The sequence below is a fragment of the Streptosporangium sp. NPDC048047 genome (genome assembly GCF_040653115.1).
Taxonomy (GTDB): Bacteria; Actinomycetota; Actinomycetes; order Streptosporangiales; family Streptosporangiaceae; genus Streptosporangium.
The window spans coordinates 3,026-19,150 of record NZ_JBEZNH010000022.1; the positions used below are offsets into that span (position 1 = coordinate 3,026).

At 72.6% G+C, this 16,125-nt stretch carries 12 protein-coding genes; all 12 read left to right on the forward strand.

Features of this window, described 5'->3' with window-relative positions; genetic code table 11:
- The first annotated feature begins 139 nt into the window (after positions 1 to 139).
- The 12 genes from mrdA to AB0D67_RS20165 all read left to right on the forward strand — a co-directional run bounded on the left by mrdA (position 140) and on the right by AB0D67_RS20165 (position 16,013).
- Positions 140 to 2,203, forward strand: coding sequence for a penicillin-binding protein 2 (gene mrdA, locus AB0D67_RS20110; RefSeq protein ID WP_362937460.1), 2,064 nt, complete (start codon positions 140 to 142; stop codon positions 2,201 to 2,203).
- Positions 2,204 to 2,255: 52 nt separating this feature from the next.
- Entirely contained in the window at positions 2,256 to 3,419 is a 1,164-nt protein-coding gene (rodA, locus tag AB0D67_RS20115; protein ID WP_362937463.1) for a rod shape-determining protein RodA, read from the forward strand.
- Between the two features lie 111 nt (positions 3,420 to 3,530).
- On the forward strand, positions 3,531 to 4,424 hold the full coding sequence (locus tag AB0D67_RS20120; RefSeq protein WP_362937466.1) for a phosphotransferase: 894 nt from the start codon (positions 3,531 to 3,533) through the stop codon (positions 4,422 to 4,424).
- Positions 4,425 to 4,441: 17 nt separating this feature from the next.
- Entirely contained in the window at positions 4,442 to 6,352 is a 1,911-nt protein-coding gene (locus tag AB0D67_RS20125) for a TIGR03960 family B12-binding radical SAM protein (RefSeq protein WP_362937469.1), read from the forward strand.
- A gap of 100 nt (positions 6,353 to 6,452) precedes the next feature.
- Entirely contained in the window at positions 6,453 to 7,241 is a 789-nt protein-coding gene (locus tag AB0D67_RS20130; RefSeq protein ID WP_362937472.1) for a TIGR03936 family radical SAM-associated protein, read from the forward strand.
- Positions 7,242 to 7,338: 97 nt separating this feature from the next.
- Entirely contained in the window at positions 7,339 to 10,290 is a 2,952-nt protein-coding gene (locus tag AB0D67_RS20135) for an Rne/Rng family ribonuclease (RefSeq protein ID WP_362937475.1), read from the forward strand.
- 268 nt (positions 10,291 to 10,558) lie between these two features.
- Positions 10,559 to 10,861 (forward strand): 50S ribosomal protein L21, encoded by a 303-nt coding sequence (gene rplU / locus AB0D67_RS20140; protein WP_362937478.1) that lies wholly within the window; start codon positions 10,559 to 10,561, stop codon positions 10,859 to 10,861.
- A 19-nt stretch (positions 10,862 to 10,880) separates the two neighbouring features.
- Positions 10,881 to 11,138: a 50S ribosomal protein L27 gene (rpmA, locus tag AB0D67_RS20145; RefSeq protein ID WP_355641020.1), complete on the forward strand. Its 258-nt coding sequence runs from the start codon at positions 10,881 to 10,883 to the stop codon at positions 11,136 to 11,138.
- Positions 11,139 to 11,241: 103 nt separating this feature from the next.
- Positions 11,242 to 12,594 (forward strand): GTPase ObgE, encoded by a 1,353-nt coding sequence (gene obgE, locus AB0D67_RS20150; protein ID WP_362937482.1) that lies wholly within the window; start codon positions 11,242 to 11,244, stop codon positions 12,592 to 12,594.
- A gap of 87 nt (positions 12,595 to 12,681) precedes the next feature.
- Positions 12,682 to 13,806: a glutamate 5-kinase gene (gene proB / locus AB0D67_RS20155; RefSeq protein ID WP_362937485.1), complete on the forward strand. Its 1,125-nt coding sequence runs from the start codon at positions 12,682 to 12,684 to the stop codon at positions 13,804 to 13,806.
- 24 nt (positions 13,807 to 13,830) lie between these two features.
- Positions 13,831 to 15,120: a glutamate-5-semialdehyde dehydrogenase gene (locus tag AB0D67_RS20160; RefSeq protein WP_362937488.1), complete on the forward strand. Its 1,290-nt coding sequence runs from the start codon at positions 13,831 to 13,833 to the stop codon at positions 15,118 to 15,120.
- Positions 15,121 to 15,389: 269 nt separating this feature from the next.
- Positions 15,390 to 16,013: a DoxX family membrane protein gene (locus AB0D67_RS20165; RefSeq protein WP_362937491.1), complete on the forward strand. Its 624-nt coding sequence runs from the start codon at positions 15,390 to 15,392 to the stop codon at positions 16,011 to 16,013.
- The last annotated feature ends 112 nt before the right edge of the window (positions 16,014 to 16,125 follow it).

A 16,125-nucleotide genomic window follows, 5' to 3' on the forward strand; every position in this document is an offset into this window, starting at 1 on the left:
GGCGGGACGGGTTGGGGACGTGCGGGATCCGGCGGGACGGGTTGGGGACGTGCGGGATCCGGCGGGACGGGTTGGGGACGTGCGGGACCCGGTGTGACGGGCGGGGGAGGCCGTGGGCCGGGTGTGACGGGGGGCGGGCATGATCCGGATGCGGGGGCGGCTGGTCGTGATCCAGGCGCTGGTGATGTCGCTGATGGCGCTGCTCGCCGTACGGCTCTGGCAGGTGCAGGTGGTGCGCTACGCGGAGTTCACGGAGGCGGCGACCGAGACGCGGACGCGTGACGTGGTCGTGCCGGCCGTGCGGGGGCAGATCCTCGACGCGGCGGGGCGGCCGCTGGTGCGCAACCGGACCCGGCTGGTGGTCTCGGTGGACAGGACGAGCCTGAACCGGATGGCGGGCAACGGCAGGACCGTCCTGCAGAAGCTGGCGGCGGTCCTGAACCGCAGTCCCGAGCGGTTGCGCGAGCGCATCAGGTCCTGCGGTCCCGGGGTCACCCGGCCGTGCTGGCCGGGCTCGCCGTACCAGCCGATCCCGATCGACGACGAGGTCACCACGCGCGAGGCCCTGCAGATCCTGGAGCGGCAGGAGGAGTTCCCCGGGGTGACCGCCGAGGTGCAGGCGGTGCGGCAGTACCCGCACGGCAGCGCGGCGGCCCAGGCGCTGGGCTACCTTCAGCCGATCACGCAGGAGGAGCTGGAGAAGCGCGAGGGGTTCAAGGCGTCGTTCTCCGGCGTCGACCTGGTGGGACGCGACGGGCTGGAGGCGGTCTACGACGCGGAGCTGCGAGGGGTGCCAGGGATCCGGCGGGTGCAGGTCGACCGGCTCGGCAAGGTCATCGGGGTGGAGCGGCAGGTCGCGCCGATCCCCGGTGACACGCTCATCACCAGCATCGACGCCAGGGTGCAGGCGGTGACCGAGAAGGCCCTGGCCGAGGCCATGAAGTCCGCGCCCAGGGCGGACGGCGCGGCGGGCGTGGTGCTCGACGTGCGGACCGGCAGGGTCATCGCGCTGGCCAGTGCGCCGACCTACGACCCGAAGGTCTGGACGGGCGGCATCTCCGAGGCGGAGTACCAGCGTCTGCTGTCCGAGAAGTCGCGCAAGCCGCTGGTGTCGCGGGCGATCAAGGGACAGTTCGCGCCGGGCTCGACCTTCAAGATCTCCTCGGTGTCGGCGATGCTCCGGGACGGCTACCCGCTGCACGGCCAGTACGACTGCCCGGGTTCCTTCATGGTCGGCAGCCGGGCGTTCAGCAACTTCCACGGCATCGGCATGGGCACGATGAACCTGCACACCGCGCTGGTGAAGTCCTGCGACACGATCTTCTACCGGGCGGCCTACGAGGAGTGGCTGCGTGACGGCGGGCTGCGGCCGAAGGGGACCACCAAGCAGCCGATGGCGACCATGGCGCGGGCCTTCGGGTTCGGCCGGCCGACGGGCGTGGACCTGCCCGGCGAGTCGGCCGGGCGGATCCCGGACCGCGACTGGAAGAAGCAGATCTGGGAGGCCAGCAAGGAGGTCAACTGCCGCCGCGCGAAGACCGGCTACCCGGAGGTCGCCAGGACCGACCAGAGCCGGGCCGCCTTCCTCAAGCAGCTGGCGTACGAGAACTGCCTGGAGGGCTATCTGCTGCGGCCGGGTGACGCGGCGAACTTCTCCATCGGCCAGGGTGACGTCCTGGTGACCCCGCTGCAGCTCGCCGCGGCCTACGCCGCGCTGGCGGGGGACGGCAGGCTGCGCAGTCCCCGGCTCGGCTGGGCGCTGGTAAGGCCCGACGGCACCATGGTCAAGGAGATCAAGGCGCCGGTGGTGGGCCGGCTGCCGATCTCGGCGCGGGAGCGCAACTACATCAGGGCGGCGCTGAGCGACGTGCCCTCCGACGGCACGGCCGCGGGCGCCTTCGCCGGTTTCCCGATGAACCGGGTGCGGATCGGCGGCAAGACCGGCACGGCCGAGGTGTACGGCAAGGCCGACACCTCGTGGTTCGCGTCGTTCGCGCCGGCCGGCGACCCGAGGTTCGTGGTGGTCGTCATGGTCTCCCAGGGCGGGATGGGCGCCGAGACCGCCGCCCCGGCCGTGCGGAAGATCTACGAGGGCATCTACGGCATCTCGTCCAAGGGCGGGCAGGTTCCGGCGGCGCTGCCGGCCGGGCGTCCGGCGTCCGAGCCGCCGGTGATCAAGCGGGACGGGACGGTGGCGCGGTGACCGCGGCGACCGAAACCGAGATCGCGACCGTGCGGGACGGGACGGTGGCGCGGTGACCGCCCGGGTGATCAACCCGCCGCGCAGGTCGCTGGCCCGCCGGGCGATGGCCGCCTCCTCGGTGGTGGGCCGGATGGACGGGGTGCTGCTCGTCGCGGTCGCCGCGCTCTCGGTGATCGGCACGCTGCTGGTGTGGTCGTCGACCCGGACCTGGGCGCCCGGCTCCACGGGGCTGGTCAAGAAGCACGTCCTCAACCTCGCCATCGGCGCGGTGCTGACCGGCCTGGCGACGATGGTGAACCACCGCAGGCTGCGGGCGTACGCGCCGCTGGTGTACGCCGTGACGTTCATGGGGCTGATCCTGGTGATCACGCCGCTGGGTTCCACGGTGAACGGCGCGCACTCGTGGATCCTGCTGGGCGGCGGGTTCGCCTTCCAGCCGTCGGAGATGGCCAAGCTCGGGCTGGCGCTGATGCTCGCCATGCTGATGGCCCAGCCGGCCAAGGGCGGTGAGCGCCCGCGTGGCCTGGACGTCGTGGTGTCGCTGGCGGTGGCCGCCCTGACCATGGGGATGGTGATGCTCCAGCCGGACCTGGGGACCACCATGGTCCTGGGAGTGATCACCGCCGCCGCGATGGTCATCGCGGGGGTGCGCAAGCGGTGGGTCCTCGGGCTGGGCCTGCTCGTGGTCGCCGGTGCCGTGGGCGTGTGGTTCCTCGGAGTGCTGGAGCCGTACCAGATCGCGCGGTTCACCGCCTTCCTCAACCCCGCCAGCGACCCGCGGGGCGTCGGCTACAACAGCACCCAGTCGCTGATCGCGATCGGCTCGGGAGGGCTGTTCGGCAAGGGACTGTTCCGCGGCGGCCAGACCACCGGCCGGTTCGTGCCCGAGCAGCACACCGACTTCGTCTTCACCGTCGCGGGGGAGGAGTTCGGCTTCCTCGGCTCGGTCACGGTGGTGGCGCTGCTCGCGGTGATCCTGCTGCGGGGGATGCGGATCGCCCGCCGGTGCGACGACCGGTTCGGCGCGCTGACGGCCGGGGTGATCGTGTGCTGGCTGGGCTTCCAGTCCTTCGTCAACGTCGGGATGACGATCGGGATCATGCCGATCACCGGGCTGCCCCTGCCGTTCGTCTCCTACGGCGGCACCGCGACCTTCGCGAACATGATCGCCGTCGGGTTGCTCCAGGCGATCCACATCCGTCAGCGGCCGTTCTGAGACCGGCCGCGATGGAAGCCGCCCGCCCGTCCCCGGTCTCGGACCCTCCCCCGCTCACCGGCGTCGCCGGCCCGTGGGCGGGCCGGCGCGGATTTCAGACAGGAGTGGACGATGACGATCGCCGTGGAGGGTTCGCTTCTTCCCCGGGTGACCGGGGCGCTCACCCGCTCGTGCCGGCAGGCCGGGCTGGACGCGAGCGGATTCAGGGTGGGGCACGACGCCGCCGGGCTGGTCTGCCACCTGGCCGCCGAGGGGGTGACGGTACGGCTGGCCCGCGAGGACGCGCCGGACGAGGCCGAACGGCCGGCCGTCTCGGTTCGGGTGGCGCGATGGCTGGCGGACCGGGGGTTCCCGGCGGACCGCCCCCTGGACGTGGAGCAGCCGATCGCCGCCGAGGGGTTCCTGGCGACCTTCTGGCGGCGGCAGGAGCACATCGGGCCGCCGCCCGACCCGGCGCTGCTGGGGCCGCTGCTGCGGCGGCTGCACGCCCTGCCGCCGGTGCCGTTCGACCTGCCGGTCTGCGACCCGCTCGGGGCGGTGCGCCGGGCGGCCGGGGAGTGCCCGGTGCTGGACCACGAGGACCGGGGATGGCTGCTGGGACGCTGTGACGCGCTAGCCGAGGCGTACGGGCGGGTGGAGTTCGCGCTGCCGTACGGGCTGGTGCACGGCGACGCCCGCCGGGAGAACATGATCCGCACGCCGCGGGGGTTCCTGCTGCGGTCCTGGCAGTGGGCGTGTTCGGGGCCGCGGGAGGCCGATCTGGTCCCGACCCTGCACGGCGCGCGGTTCGGGCTGACCGAGCGGCAGCTGGCGAACTTCAGCGAGGCGTACGGCCACGACGCCAGGTCCCAGGCGGGGTATCCGGTGCTGCGGGACATCCGGGATCTCCAGACCCTGACGGCCCTGCTGCGCCGGGCGCACCTGGACGCCTGGGCGCGTGACGAGCTGAGGCACCGGCTGGGATCGCTGCGCGCGGGGGACGACCGCCTGTGGCACCTCCCGTAGCCGGATAGGCTTGGGGCATGTCTGTCGAGTCGCTGTTTCCCCGCCTGGAAGCGCTCCTGCCCAGGGTGCAGAAGCCGATCCAGTACGTCGGGGGTGAGCTCAACTCGACCGTCAAGGACTGGGACGAGTCCACGGTCCGTTGGGCTCTGATGTATCCGGACGCCTACGAGGTGGGCCTGCCCAACCAGGGCGTCCAGATCCTCTACGAGATCCTCAACGAGCTGCCCGGGACGCTGGCCGAGCGCACCTACGCCGTCTGGCCCGATCTCGAGGCGCTCATGCGGTCCGAAGGCGTCCCGCAGTTCACGGTCGACGGGCACCGGCCGGTGCGGGCGTTCGACGTGCTCGGGATCTCCTTCGCCACCGAGCTGGGCTACACCAACATGCTGACCGCGCTGGACCTGGCCGGCATCCCGCTGATGGCCGCCGACCGGACCGACGACGACCCGATCGTCCTGGCGGGGGGCCACGCGGCCTTCAACCCCGAGCCGGTCGCCGACTTCCTCGACGCCGCGGTGCTGGGCGACGGCGAGCAGATCGCCATCGCGATCAGCGAGGTGATCCGCGAGTGGAAGGAGGAGGGCTCGCCCGGCGGGCGCGACGAGCTGCTGCTGCGGCTGGCCGAGTCCGGCGGGGTCTACGTGCCCAGGTTCTACGACGTCACCTACCACCCGGACGGCCGCATCCAGCGGGTCGCGCCGAACCGGTCCGGGGTGCCGTGGCGGGTGCAGAAGCACACGGTGATGGACCTCGACGAGTGGCCCTATCCGAAGAAGCCGCTGGTCCCGCTGGCCGAGACCGTGCACGAGCGGTTCAGCGTGGAGATCTTCCGCGGCTGTACGCGCGGCTGCCGGTTCTGCCAGGCGGGCATGATCACCCGCCCGGTGCGTGAGCGTTCGATCACCACGATCGGCGACATGGTCGAGGCGGGCGTCAGCGCGTCCGGGTTCAACGAGGTCGGGCTGCTGTCGCTGTCGTCGGCGGACCACTCCGAGATCGGTGAGGTGGCCAAGGGCCTGGCCGACCGTTACGAGGGCACCAACACCTCGCTGTCGCTGCCCTCGACCCGGGTCGACGCCTTCAACATCGACCTGGCCAACGAGTTCTCCCGCAACGGCCGCCGTTCCGGCCTGACGTTCGCCCCGGAGGGCGGCTCGGAGCGGATGCGCAAGGTGATCAACAAGATGGTCACCGAGGACGACCTGATCCGGACGGTGACCGCCGCCTACAGCCAGGGCTGGCGGCAGGTGAAGCTCTACTTCATGTGCGGCCTGCCCACGGAGGAGGACGCCGACGTCCTCGGCATCGCCGACCTGGCCAGGAAGGTCATCAAGGCGGGCCGGGAGGCCACCGGGTCGCGTGACGTTCGCTGCACGGTCTCCATCGGCGGCTTCGTTCCCAAACCGCACACGCCGTTCCAGTGGGCCGCCCAGGCCGACCACGAGACGGTGGACCGCCGGCTCAAGGCCCTCAAGGACGCCCTGCGCGGCGACAAGGAGTACGGCCGGGCCATCGGCATGCGCTACCACGACGGCAAGCCGTCGATCGTGGAGGGCCTGCTCTCCCGCGGCGACCGCCGGGTGGGCGCGGTCATCCGCGCGGTGTGGGAGGGCGGCGGCCGGTTCGACGGCTGGAGCGAGCACTTCTCCTACCGGCGCTGGATGGACTGCGCGGTCGAGGCCGGCATCGACATCGACTGGTACACCACGCGCGAGCGTGAGGAGAACGAGGTCCTGCCCTGGGACCACCTCGACGCCGGCCTCGACCGCGAATGGCTCTGGCAGGACTGGCAGGACGCCGTCAACGACGTCGAGGTCGAGGACTGCCGCTGGACCCCCTGCTACGACTGCGGCGTGTGCCCCACCATGGGCACCGAGATCCAGATCGGGCCCACGGGGAAGAAGCTGCTGCCACTGACGGTTGTCTGAGGTAGGCCGTGCGTGAGCGCGGCCGCCCTTCGACGAACCACGACCATGGAAGGACGACACCACCCTGAAACCCGTTCCCGACGGGCCTCCGCCCGCACCCGTGGCGCAGCGGCTGCGTGTCCGCTACGCCAAGCGTGGCCGCCTGCGTTTCACGAGTCACCGTGACGTCTCCCGGGCCGTGGAGCGCGCCGTTCGGCGCGCCGGCGTCCCGGTCGCGTTCAGCGCGGGCTTTTCGCCGCACCCCAGGATCTCCTACGTGGGCGCGGTCGCGGCCACCGGGGTGGCGAGCGAGGCCGAATACCTTGAGATCAGCGTGACGCGGGAGTGCGACCCCGAGTGGTTGCGCACCGCGCTCGACGACTCCCTGCCGCCGGGCGTCGACGTGCTCGACGTCGTCGTGGCGGGTGCCGAGAGCCTGGCCGACCGGCTGGAGTGCTCGGCGTGGGAGATACGCCTTCCGCAGGCCGACCCCGTCCTTGCGAAGGAGGCGGTCGAGCGGTTCGTCGCCGCCGAGCGGATCGAGGTGGAGCGCATGACCAAGAAGGGTCTGCGCCGCTTCGACGCGCGGGAGGCGGTGCTGGGCCTCGAGGTGACCGAGGGAACAGAGAGAACCGAGACAACAGCAGGTCAGGGGTCCGGTCGGCCATGTGTCATACTTCGCATGGTTGTACGGCACGCAACTCCTGCCGTTCGACCCGACGACGTTCTCACCGGACTGCGTCTTCTGGCAGGCTTCGCGCCGCCGGTGCCCCCCGAGGTGACCAGGCTGGCGCAGGGACCGCTGGACGCGAGTACCGGTGGGCCCGCCGACCCGTTCGGCCTGGACCGCGACATGACGCGCGGCGGCGAAACGGAACCGGTGGGCCGGCACGTCGGCGGCGATCTATAGGACTTGGCGCCGGGCCGCGCGGCTCGGCGTACAGCGAGAGACGAGAGCTCCCGCGCGGCGCGGAGACGCGCCCGGGAGCTGACGGGAGAGCGCCCGCATGCTCGACAACGAGCCCGGCGCCGGGGCGAACGGCCCCGGCGAGGACAGAACAGAACAGATCCAGTCGGCCCGCCGCAGGCGGTCCGCCAGCAGGCCGGCCGGCCCTCCGCCGGAGGAGCCGGAGTCCCCGCCCGCGGTGCTGAACGCGCCGGTGACGGCCCCGCCTGCCGCCGAGCGGGAGGAGCCCGCGGCGTCCGCGGCGGTCCTGCCGCCCGAGCCGGTGGTGACGCCGGCCGGACCCGCCGGGACCGGGGACGTACGGCCCGCCGCCCAGGAGCCCGGAGCCGAGCCCGAGGCCGTGCCGGAGCCGGTGAAGCCCAAGCGCGCGACCCGGCGCAAGGCGGCCACCACCGCCGAGGCTGAGGCGGCCGAGGCGGCGCCCGCGAAGCCCCGGCGCAGCCGTGCGAAGAAGGCGACCGCCGAACCGGTGGCCGAGCCGGATGCCGGCGCGCCCGCCGAGACGGCCTCCGTGCCGCAGGCCCAGGAGCCCGCGCAGGCGGCGGCCACGCCGGCTGAGCCGGAGACACCGGAGGCCCCGCAGGCGCCGGAGACACACGAGACCCGGCAGGCGGAGGAGAAGCCCGCGCCGGCCAAGCGCACCCGTACCCGCAGGAAGGCGGCGCGGCAGGAGGCCCCGGAGGCCGAGCCGGTCGCCGAGGCGGGCGAGTCCCCGGCCGCGGCGCCGGCGGAGGCCGCCGGCACCGCGTGGATCACGGGCGGCGCCGAGGCTCCGGAGGCCGCGCTGCCCGGGGAGGACGCCGCGGACCTGCTTCCGGAGCCGCCCGTCGACGAGGCACTGGACGACGAGCCCGCCGGTGAGGACATCGTCGAGGAGCGTCCCGGCCTGTTCTCCGACCCCTTCGGGATGGCCGAGCGTGAGCGCCCGGAGGTCCCGGCGGTGAGCTTCCAGCCGCCGGCGGCGATCTTCCAGCCGCTCTTCCAGGCCCCCGATCCGCACCGGGCCGAGGCGCCCGCCGCGCGTCCCGCGCCGGCGCAGCCGGAGGCCCAGCCCGAGCCCGCCGAGCAGGCCGAGGAGGAGACGTCCCCGGAGGGCGTCGACGACGAGGCCGAGGGTGACGACGAGGCCGGTGGCCGTCGCCGTCGCCGCCGCAGGGGCGGGCGCGGCCGGGGCCGCATTCGTGACCTGGAGGAGGGCGAGGAGGAGGAGCCGGAGCAGGCCGAGGAGGAGTCCCAGCCCCAGGCCGCCGAGCAGGCCGAGGAGGAGACGGGCGGCTCGCGCCGTCGCCGTCGCCGCCGCCGCAGGGGCACCGAGGAGACGGACGAGGGCCCGGACGATCCGCCGAACACCGTGGTGCGGATCCGCGCGCCCCGTGCCGGCCGCAGCCTGCTGGACGAGGTGCAGAGCGTGCGCGGCTCGACCCGCCTGGAGGCCAAGAAGCAGCGCCGCCGCGAGGGGCGCGAGCTGGGCCGCAGGCGTCCGCCGGTCATCACCGAGTCGGAGTTCCTGGCCCGCCGCGAGTCCGTCGAGCGCATGATGGTGGTCCGCCGCACCGGCGGCCGGACCCAGATCGCGGTGCTGGAGGACGGCGTCCTCGTCGAGCACTACGTCAACCGCGAGGCCGGGCAGTCCTACGTCGGCAACGTCTACCTCGGCAAGGTGCAGAACGTCCTGCCGAGCATGGAGGCGGCGTTCGTCGACATCGGCAAGGGCCGCAACGCGGTCCTGTACGCCGGTGAGGTCAATTTCGACACCGTGGGGCTGGAGGGTCAGCCCAAGCGGATCGAGGTGGCGCTGAAGTCCGGCCAGTCGGTGCTGGTGCAGGTCACCAAGGACCCCATGGGTCACAAGGGGGCGCGGCTCACCTCGCAGGTCAGCCTGCCGGGCCGCTACCTGGTCTACGTGCCCGACGGCTCGATGACCGGGATCAGCCGCAAGCTCCCCGACAAGGAGCGCACCCGCCTCAAGAGCATCCTGAAGAAGGTGATGCCGGAGAACGCCGGCGTCATCGTCCGCACGGCCGCCGAGGGCGCCTCCGAGGAGGAGCTCAGCCGCGACGTGGCCAGGCTGTCGGCCCAGTGGGAGAACATCCAGCGCAAGGCCAAGTCGGCCAGCGCGCCGGAGCTGCTGTCCTCCGAGCCCGACCTGACCGTCAGGGTGGTCCGCGACGTCTTCAACGAGGACTTCGCCTCGCTGGTCGTGGCGGGCGACGAGGTGTGGGAGACGGTCGACGAGTACGTCCGCTATGTCGCCCCGCACCTGGCCGACCGGCTCAAGAAGTGGGACGGCGACGGCGACGTCTTCGCCGCCTACCGCATCGACGAGCAGATCGCCAAGGCGATGGAGCGCAAGGTCTGGCTGCCCAGCGGCGGTTCGCTGGTGATCGACCGGACCGAGGCCATGACGGTGGTCGACGTCAACACCGGCAAGTTCACCGGTCAGGGCGGCAACCTCGAGGAGACGGTGACCCGCAACAACCTGGAGGCGGCCGAGGAGATCGTCCGCCAGCTCAGGCTGCGGGACATCGGCGGCATCATCGTCATCGACTTCATCGACATGGTGCTGGAGAGCAACCGTGACCTGGTGCTGCGGCGGCTGCTGGAGTGCCTGGCCCGTGACCGCACCAAGCACCAGGTCGCCGAGGTGACCTCGCTGGGGCTGGTCCAGATGACCCGTAAGCGGGTCGGGCAGGGCCTGCTGGAGGCGTTCTCCACCGTCTGCGAGTGCTGCAACGGCCGGGGCCTGCACGTCTCGGCCGAACCGGTCGAGGGCAAGCCGGAGCCGCGCGGCACCCAGGGCAAGATGGCCGTCGAGAAGGCCGTCGCGGAGAAGCTCACCAAGGACGGCGGTCAGGCGGTCGCGGCCAACGACCAGTCCGGCCGTGATACGGTGACCGATGCGCTTGATGACGCTCCTGACGGAGATGCTCAGGCCATGCAGACTTCCGGCCGGGGGCGGCGACGCTCCCGGAAGGCCAGGTCGGCCGACTGACCGGGCCGCCTCGCGAATCCCGTCGTCCGGCGGCGCCGTACAGGCGCCCTGGGCGGCGGGGAGCCCGCGGGGCACGGTCGGTGGCCGACAGCTCCGGCGTTCCGCCCGGTTCGACCAAGACACCGGTAATCCGGTAAGCTGGTGAACCGGTGCGCTCGTGGCGCGCCCTGTTCGCGCGTCTACCCGGTTCGTCGGTCGACATCAGTGACCATAGCCGGATGCGGGGCGCAGCATCCAGCGAGCAAGTAGTCAGAAGAAGGGTTCCGCGGTGTACGCGATCGTTCGTTGCGGCGGCAGGCAGCAGAAGGTCTCCGTCGGTGACGTCCTTGAGGTGGACAAGGTCGCCGGCGAGGTCGGTTCCAAGGTTTCGCTGCCGACGGTGCTCGTCGTCAACGATGGCGACGTGACCACCGAGGCGGGCAAGTTCACCGTCGCCGCCGAGATTCTCGGTGAGACCAAGGGTCCGAAGATCAGGATCCTCAAGTACAAGAACAAGTCCGGCTACAAGAAGCGCCAGGGTCACCGCCAGCGTTACACGCAGGTGAAGATCACCGGCATCGACCAGGCCTGAGTTTCGGGAGTTTTGCGAGATGGCACACAAGAAGGGCGCGTCGTCCACTCGGAACGGCCGTGACTCCAACGCGCAGCGGCTTGGCGTGAAGCGCTTCGGCGGCCAGCTGGTCAACGCCGGCGAGATCATCGTCCGCCAGCGCGGCACCCACTTCCACCCGGGCGACAACGTCGGCCGCGGTAGTGACGACACCCTGTTCGCGCTGGCCGCGGGTCACGTGCAGTTCGGTGTCAAGCGCGGTCGCCGCGCGGTGAGCATCGTCCCGGTCGCGGAGTAGGTTCGCGCCGCCAGACGTCAACGGCAGGGGTGGGTCGCATAGGCGATCCACCCCTGTTCGCTTTATGAGCGGTTTTTCCTGAGATAGGGGTAAGAAGGCAGACATGCCGGACTTTGTGGACCAGGTGGTCCTGCACATCAAGGCCGGTGACGGGGGACATGGCTGCGCCTCTGTCCATCGGGAGAAGTTCAAGCCGCTCGGCGGTCCCGACGGCGGCAACGGCGGCCGCGGCGGCGACGTGATCCTGGAGGTCGACCCCAGCACCGCCACGCTGCTGGAGTACCACCACCGTCCGCACCGCAAGGCCGCCAACGGCAAGCAGGGCTCGGGCGGCAACCGCGACGGAGCCAACGGCGGGGACGTCATCCTGCCGGTGCCCGACGGCACCGTGGTCAAGGACGCCTCCACCGGGGAGGTCCTGGTCGACCTGGTCGGCGCCGGCACCCGCTACGTGATCGCCGAGGGCGGTCACGGCGGGCTGGGCAACGCCGCCCTGGCCTCCACCAAGCGCAAGGCCCCCGGCTTCGCGCTGCTCGGCGAGCCCGGCGACGCCCTCGACGTGATGCTGGAGCTGAAGAGCGTCGCCGACGTGGCGCTGGTCGGTTTCCCCAGCGCGGGCAAGTCCTCCCTGATCGCCGCGCTGTCGGCGGCCCGCCCGAAGATCGCCGACTACCCGTTCACCACGCTGGTGCCCAACCTCGGCGTCGTCAGCGCCGGCGACACGGTCTTCACCGTCGCCGACGTGCCCGGTCTCATCCCCGGCGCGTCGCAGGGCAAGGGCCTGGGACACGAGTTCCTGCGGCACGTCGAGCGGTGCAACACGCTCGTGCACGTGATCGACTGCGCCACCATGGAGCCGGGCCGCGACCCGGTCAGCGACTACGAGGCGATCGAGGCCGAGCTCGCGGCGTACGGCAAGCTGGAGGACCGGCCGCGCCTGGCCGTGCTCAACAAGGCCGACGTGCCTGACGCCCGGGAACTGGCCGACATCGTCCGGCCGATGCTGGAGGAGCGGGGGCTGCGGGTCTTCCAGATCTCGGCGGCCACGCACGAGGGCCTGCCGGAGCTGACCTACGCCGTGGCCGAGATGGTCGCCGCCGCCCGGGCCGCCGCGCCCGTGCCCGAGCCGACCCGCCTGGTCATCCGGCCCCGCCAGCTCGGCGACACCGGCTTCGCGGTGCGCCGGGTGGACGACAACACCTTCCAGGTCACCGGGGCCAAGCCGGAGCGGTGGATCCGCCAGACCGACTTCACCAACGACGAGGCCGTCGGCTACCTCGCCGACCGGCTGGAGCGGCTCGGTGTGGAGGAGGAGCTCACCAAGGCGGGCGCCAAGGCCGGCGCCGAGGTGATCATCGGGTCCATGGAGAACGGCTACATCTTCGACTGGCAGCCGACGCTCAACGCCGAGGCCGTGCACCAGGGGCCGCGGGGTACGGACAACCGGCTCGGATAACCTGCTTTCCACGGCCCCCGGCGTCCCCCGGCGTACGGGCCGTCGTGACGGGCCGCGGGGACCCCTTTTTCGAGGAAGGTACGTGTCGTGGACGATGGGCGCGATCGGATCCGTACGGCCGCACGCCTGGTCGTGAAAGTGGGCTCGTCCTCGCTCACCACCCCGCAGGGGACGATCGACGTCGACCGGGTGGACGCCCTGGTCGACGTGCTCGCCGCCCGCCGCGCGGCCGGCACCCAGCTCGTGCTGGTGTCCTCCGGGGCGATCGCGGCGGGTCTGGGGCCGCTGGGCCTGCCCGCGCGGCCGCGCGACCTCGCCACCCAGCAGGCGGCGGCCTCCGTCGGGCAGGGGGTGCTGGTCGCCCGCTACACCTCCTCCTTCGCCCGCTACGGCCTGCGCGTCGGCCAGGTGCTGCTGACCGCCGACGACATGATGCGCCGCTCCCACCACGCCAACGCCCAGCGCACGCTGGGCCGCCTGCTGGAGCTGGGCATCGTCCCGGTGGTCAACGAGAACGACACCGTGGCCACCGACGAGATCCGTTTCGGCGACAACGACCGGCTCGCCGCGCTGGTCGCCCACCTGACCCGCGCCGACGCGCTGGTGCTGCTGTCGGACGTGGACGCCCTCTACGACGGCGACCCGCGCCGTCCGGGCGCCCGCAGGCTCACCGAGGTGCGCGGGCCCGCCGATCTCGTGGGCGTCGAGCTGGGCAGGGGCGGCGCGGTCGGCACCGGCGGCATGGTCACCAAGGTGCAGGCGGCCCGGATCGCCACCGGCGCGGGCGTGCCCGTCGTGCTGACCGCCGCCGCGCACGCCGCGCAGGCCCTGGCCGGCGCCGACATCGGCACCTACTTCCACCCCGAGGGCCGCCACCCCGGCACCCGCCTGCTGTGGCTGGCGCACGCCACCACCGGCAGGGGCCGCCTCCACCTGGACTCCGGCGCGGTCGAGGCGGTGGTGGGCCGCCGCAAGTCGCTGCTGCCCGCCGGGGTCACCGCCGTCGAGGGCGAGTTCGCCGCGGGCGACCCGGTGGACCTGTGCGGGCCGCGCGGCCGGGTCGTCGCCCGCGGTCTGGTGAACTTCGACGCCGGGGAGATCCCCGGCCTGCTGGGCCGCTCCACCAGGGAGCTGGGCGCCGACCTCGGTCCGGAATATGAGCGTGAGCTGATTCATCGCGACGACATCGTCATACTGGAGACCCAGCACTAGTTTCCGGTTCGCATGGAGCGCGAGATGTCCGAGGAATTCCTGAAGGTGGCCCGGGCGGCCAAAGAGGCCGCCGCCGAGCTGGCCCCGCTGCCGCGGTCGCCCAAGGACGCCGCGCTCCGGGCGGTGGCCGACGCCCTGGTGGCCAGGGCCGCCGAGATCGTCGAGGCCAACACGCTCGACGTGGAGCGGGCGAGGGAGGGCGGCACCTCCGAGTACATGATCGACCGGCTCCGGCTCGACGAGGCCCGTGTCCGGGCCGTCGCCGAGGCGGTCCGCCAGGTCGCCGACCTGCCCGACCCGGTGGGCGAGGTGATCCGGGGGAGCACGCTGCCCAACGGGCTGGAGCTGCGCCAGGTCCGGGTGCCTCTCGGGGTGGTCGGCATCATCTACGAGGGCCGCCCCAACGTGACGGTGGACGCCGCGGCGCTCTGCCTGAAGAGCGGCAACGCCGTACTGCTGCGCGGGTCGTCCAGCGCGTACTCCTCCAACACCGCGCTGGTGAAGGTCATGCAGGAGGCGCTGGCCGGCACCGAGGTCCCGGCCGGGGCGGTGCAGCTGGTGCCCGGTCAGACCCGCGACTCGGTCAAGGAGCTCATGCGGGCCCGGGGCCTGGTCGACGTGCTGATCCCGCGCGGCGGGGCCTCGCTGATCAACTCGGTGGTCGAGGAGTCCACGGTCCCGGTGATCGAGACCGGTGTCGGCAACTGCCACGTCTACGTCGACGCCGACGCCGACCTCGACCTCGCCGTCGAGATCCTCCTCAACGCCAAGGTCCAGCGGCCCTCGGTGTGCAACGCCGCCGAGACGCTCCTGGTGCACGCGGCCGTCGCCGACGCGTTCGTGCCGCGCGCGCTGGCCGCGCTGGCCGCCGCGGGGGTGACGGTGCACGGTGACGAGCGGATCGCCGCCTACGGCGACGTGGTCCCGGCCGGTGAGGCCGACTTCCGCGAGGAGTACCTCTCCCTCGACATCGCCGCGGCCGTGGTCGACTCGCTGGAGGACGCGGTCGCGCACATCAGGGAGTACGGCTCGGGCCACACCGATGCGATCGTGACCCGCTCGGTCACCGCCTCGCGCAGGTTCGTCGCGACGGTCGACTCCGCGGCGGTGGCGGTCAACGCCTCCACCCGGTTCACCGACGGCGGCGAGTTCGGGTTCGGTGCGGAGATCGGCATCTCCACCCAGAAGCTGCACGCGCGCGGCCCGATGGGCCTGCCCGAGTTGACCTCCACCAAGTGGATCTACACCGGGGAGGGCCACCTGCGCACCGCGACCGGCACGGTCCTCGCCCGGCCGGAGCCCCGCGCCGGGTAGCCGCGCGGCCTGGCAACCGGACAGCCGGGCGGGTCCCGGACACCTCCGGTGTCCGGGACCCGCCGCGGGGCCGACGACCACCCCGCGGCCTTCCGCGACCCTTCGTGACCTTCCGTGATGGCGTGTCGCTCCGTGTGATCACGGCCGGGTGCCGTTTGACTTGGTCACATGGACGCAGTGATCACGATTCCGGCCGCCGGCCGGCCCCCGTGGGAAGCCGTGGCTCCGGGAAGGCCGTCCGGTGACCCGCGCGGCGGGCGGGTCCGGCCATGAGGCGCTCCCTCTACGACGTGGCGGCGCTGATCGCCCGGATCGTGGTGGGCGTGGTCTTCGTCGCGCACGGATGGCAGAAGCTCACGGGCGGCGGGGCCGGCGCCACCGCGGCGCAGTTCGCCGGGATGGGCGTGCCCCTGCCGGAGGCGTCGGCGTGGTACGCCATCGTCGTCGAGCTGATCGGCGGGATCCTGCTCATCCTGGGCCTGCTGACCCCGCTCGCCGGGCTCCTGCTCGCGATCGACATGCTCGGCGCCGTCCTGTTCGTGCACCGGCGCGCTCTGTTCGTCGGCGAGGGCGGCTTCGAGCTGGCCGGGGCACTCGGCTCGGCCGCGCTGCTGCTGGCCGCCGGCGGCGCGGGCCGGATCAGCCTGGATCACCTGTTCTTCGGCCGCCGGAGGGAGCGGCGGCGGCGGGACGAGGCGGGCCTGCCGTACGTTCCGCCGCTCGCGGCCGAGCCCCGGCAGCCCGCTCCGGCGGACCGGTCGCCGGATCAGCCGGCCGCCCCGGCGGATCGCTCGCCGGAGGGGTCTCCTGGCCTGCCGGAGTCGTCGCCGGGGCAGCCGCCCGCGTCGGCGGGCGGGTCCGGCCCTCCTCGGGGAGACACCACGGGCCACTGATGTTTCCCCCAAGTACGGCGCGCCGCCGTAAATTCGTCGTCCCCGCCCGCTATGGTGTTGTCTCCTTTGGGCTGGAGGCAGGGAAGCGAGCGCGAGCGAGCGACCCGACAGG

What these genes read in the sequence shown, in the direction of transcription:
- mrdA (WP_362937460.1), top strand. Translation starts at nt 140, where the DNA reads ATGATCCGGATGCGGGGGCGGCTGGTCGTGATCCAGGCGCTGGTGATG.
- AB0D67_RS20120 (WP_362937466.1), top strand. Translation starts at nt 3,531, where the DNA reads ATGACGATCGCCGTGGAGGGTTCGCTTCTTCCCCGGGTGACCGGGGCG.
- AB0D67_RS20125 (WP_362937469.1), top strand. Translation starts at nt 4,442, where the DNA reads ATGTCTGTCGAGTCGCTGTTTCCCCGCCTGGAAGCGCTCCTGCCCAGG.
- AB0D67_RS20135 (WP_362937475.1), top strand. Translation starts at nt 7,339, where the DNA reads ATGCTCGACAACGAGCCCGGCGCCGGGGCGAACGGCCCCGGCGAGGAC.
- rpmA (WP_355641020.1), top strand. Translation starts at nt 10,881, where the DNA reads ATGGCACACAAGAAGGGCGCGTCGTCCACTCGGAACGGCCGTGACTCC.
- obgE (WP_362937482.1), top strand. Translation starts at nt 11,242, where the DNA reads ATGCCGGACTTTGTGGACCAGGTGGTCCTGCACATCAAGGCCGGTGAC.
- AB0D67_RS20160 (WP_362937488.1), top strand. Translation starts at nt 13,831, where the DNA reads ATGTCCGAGGAATTCCTGAAGGTGGCCCGGGCGGCCAAAGAGGCCGCC.
- AB0D67_RS20165 (WP_362937491.1), top strand. Translation starts at nt 15,390, where the DNA reads ATGAGGCGCTCCCTCTACGACGTGGCGGCGCTGATCGCCCGGATCGTG.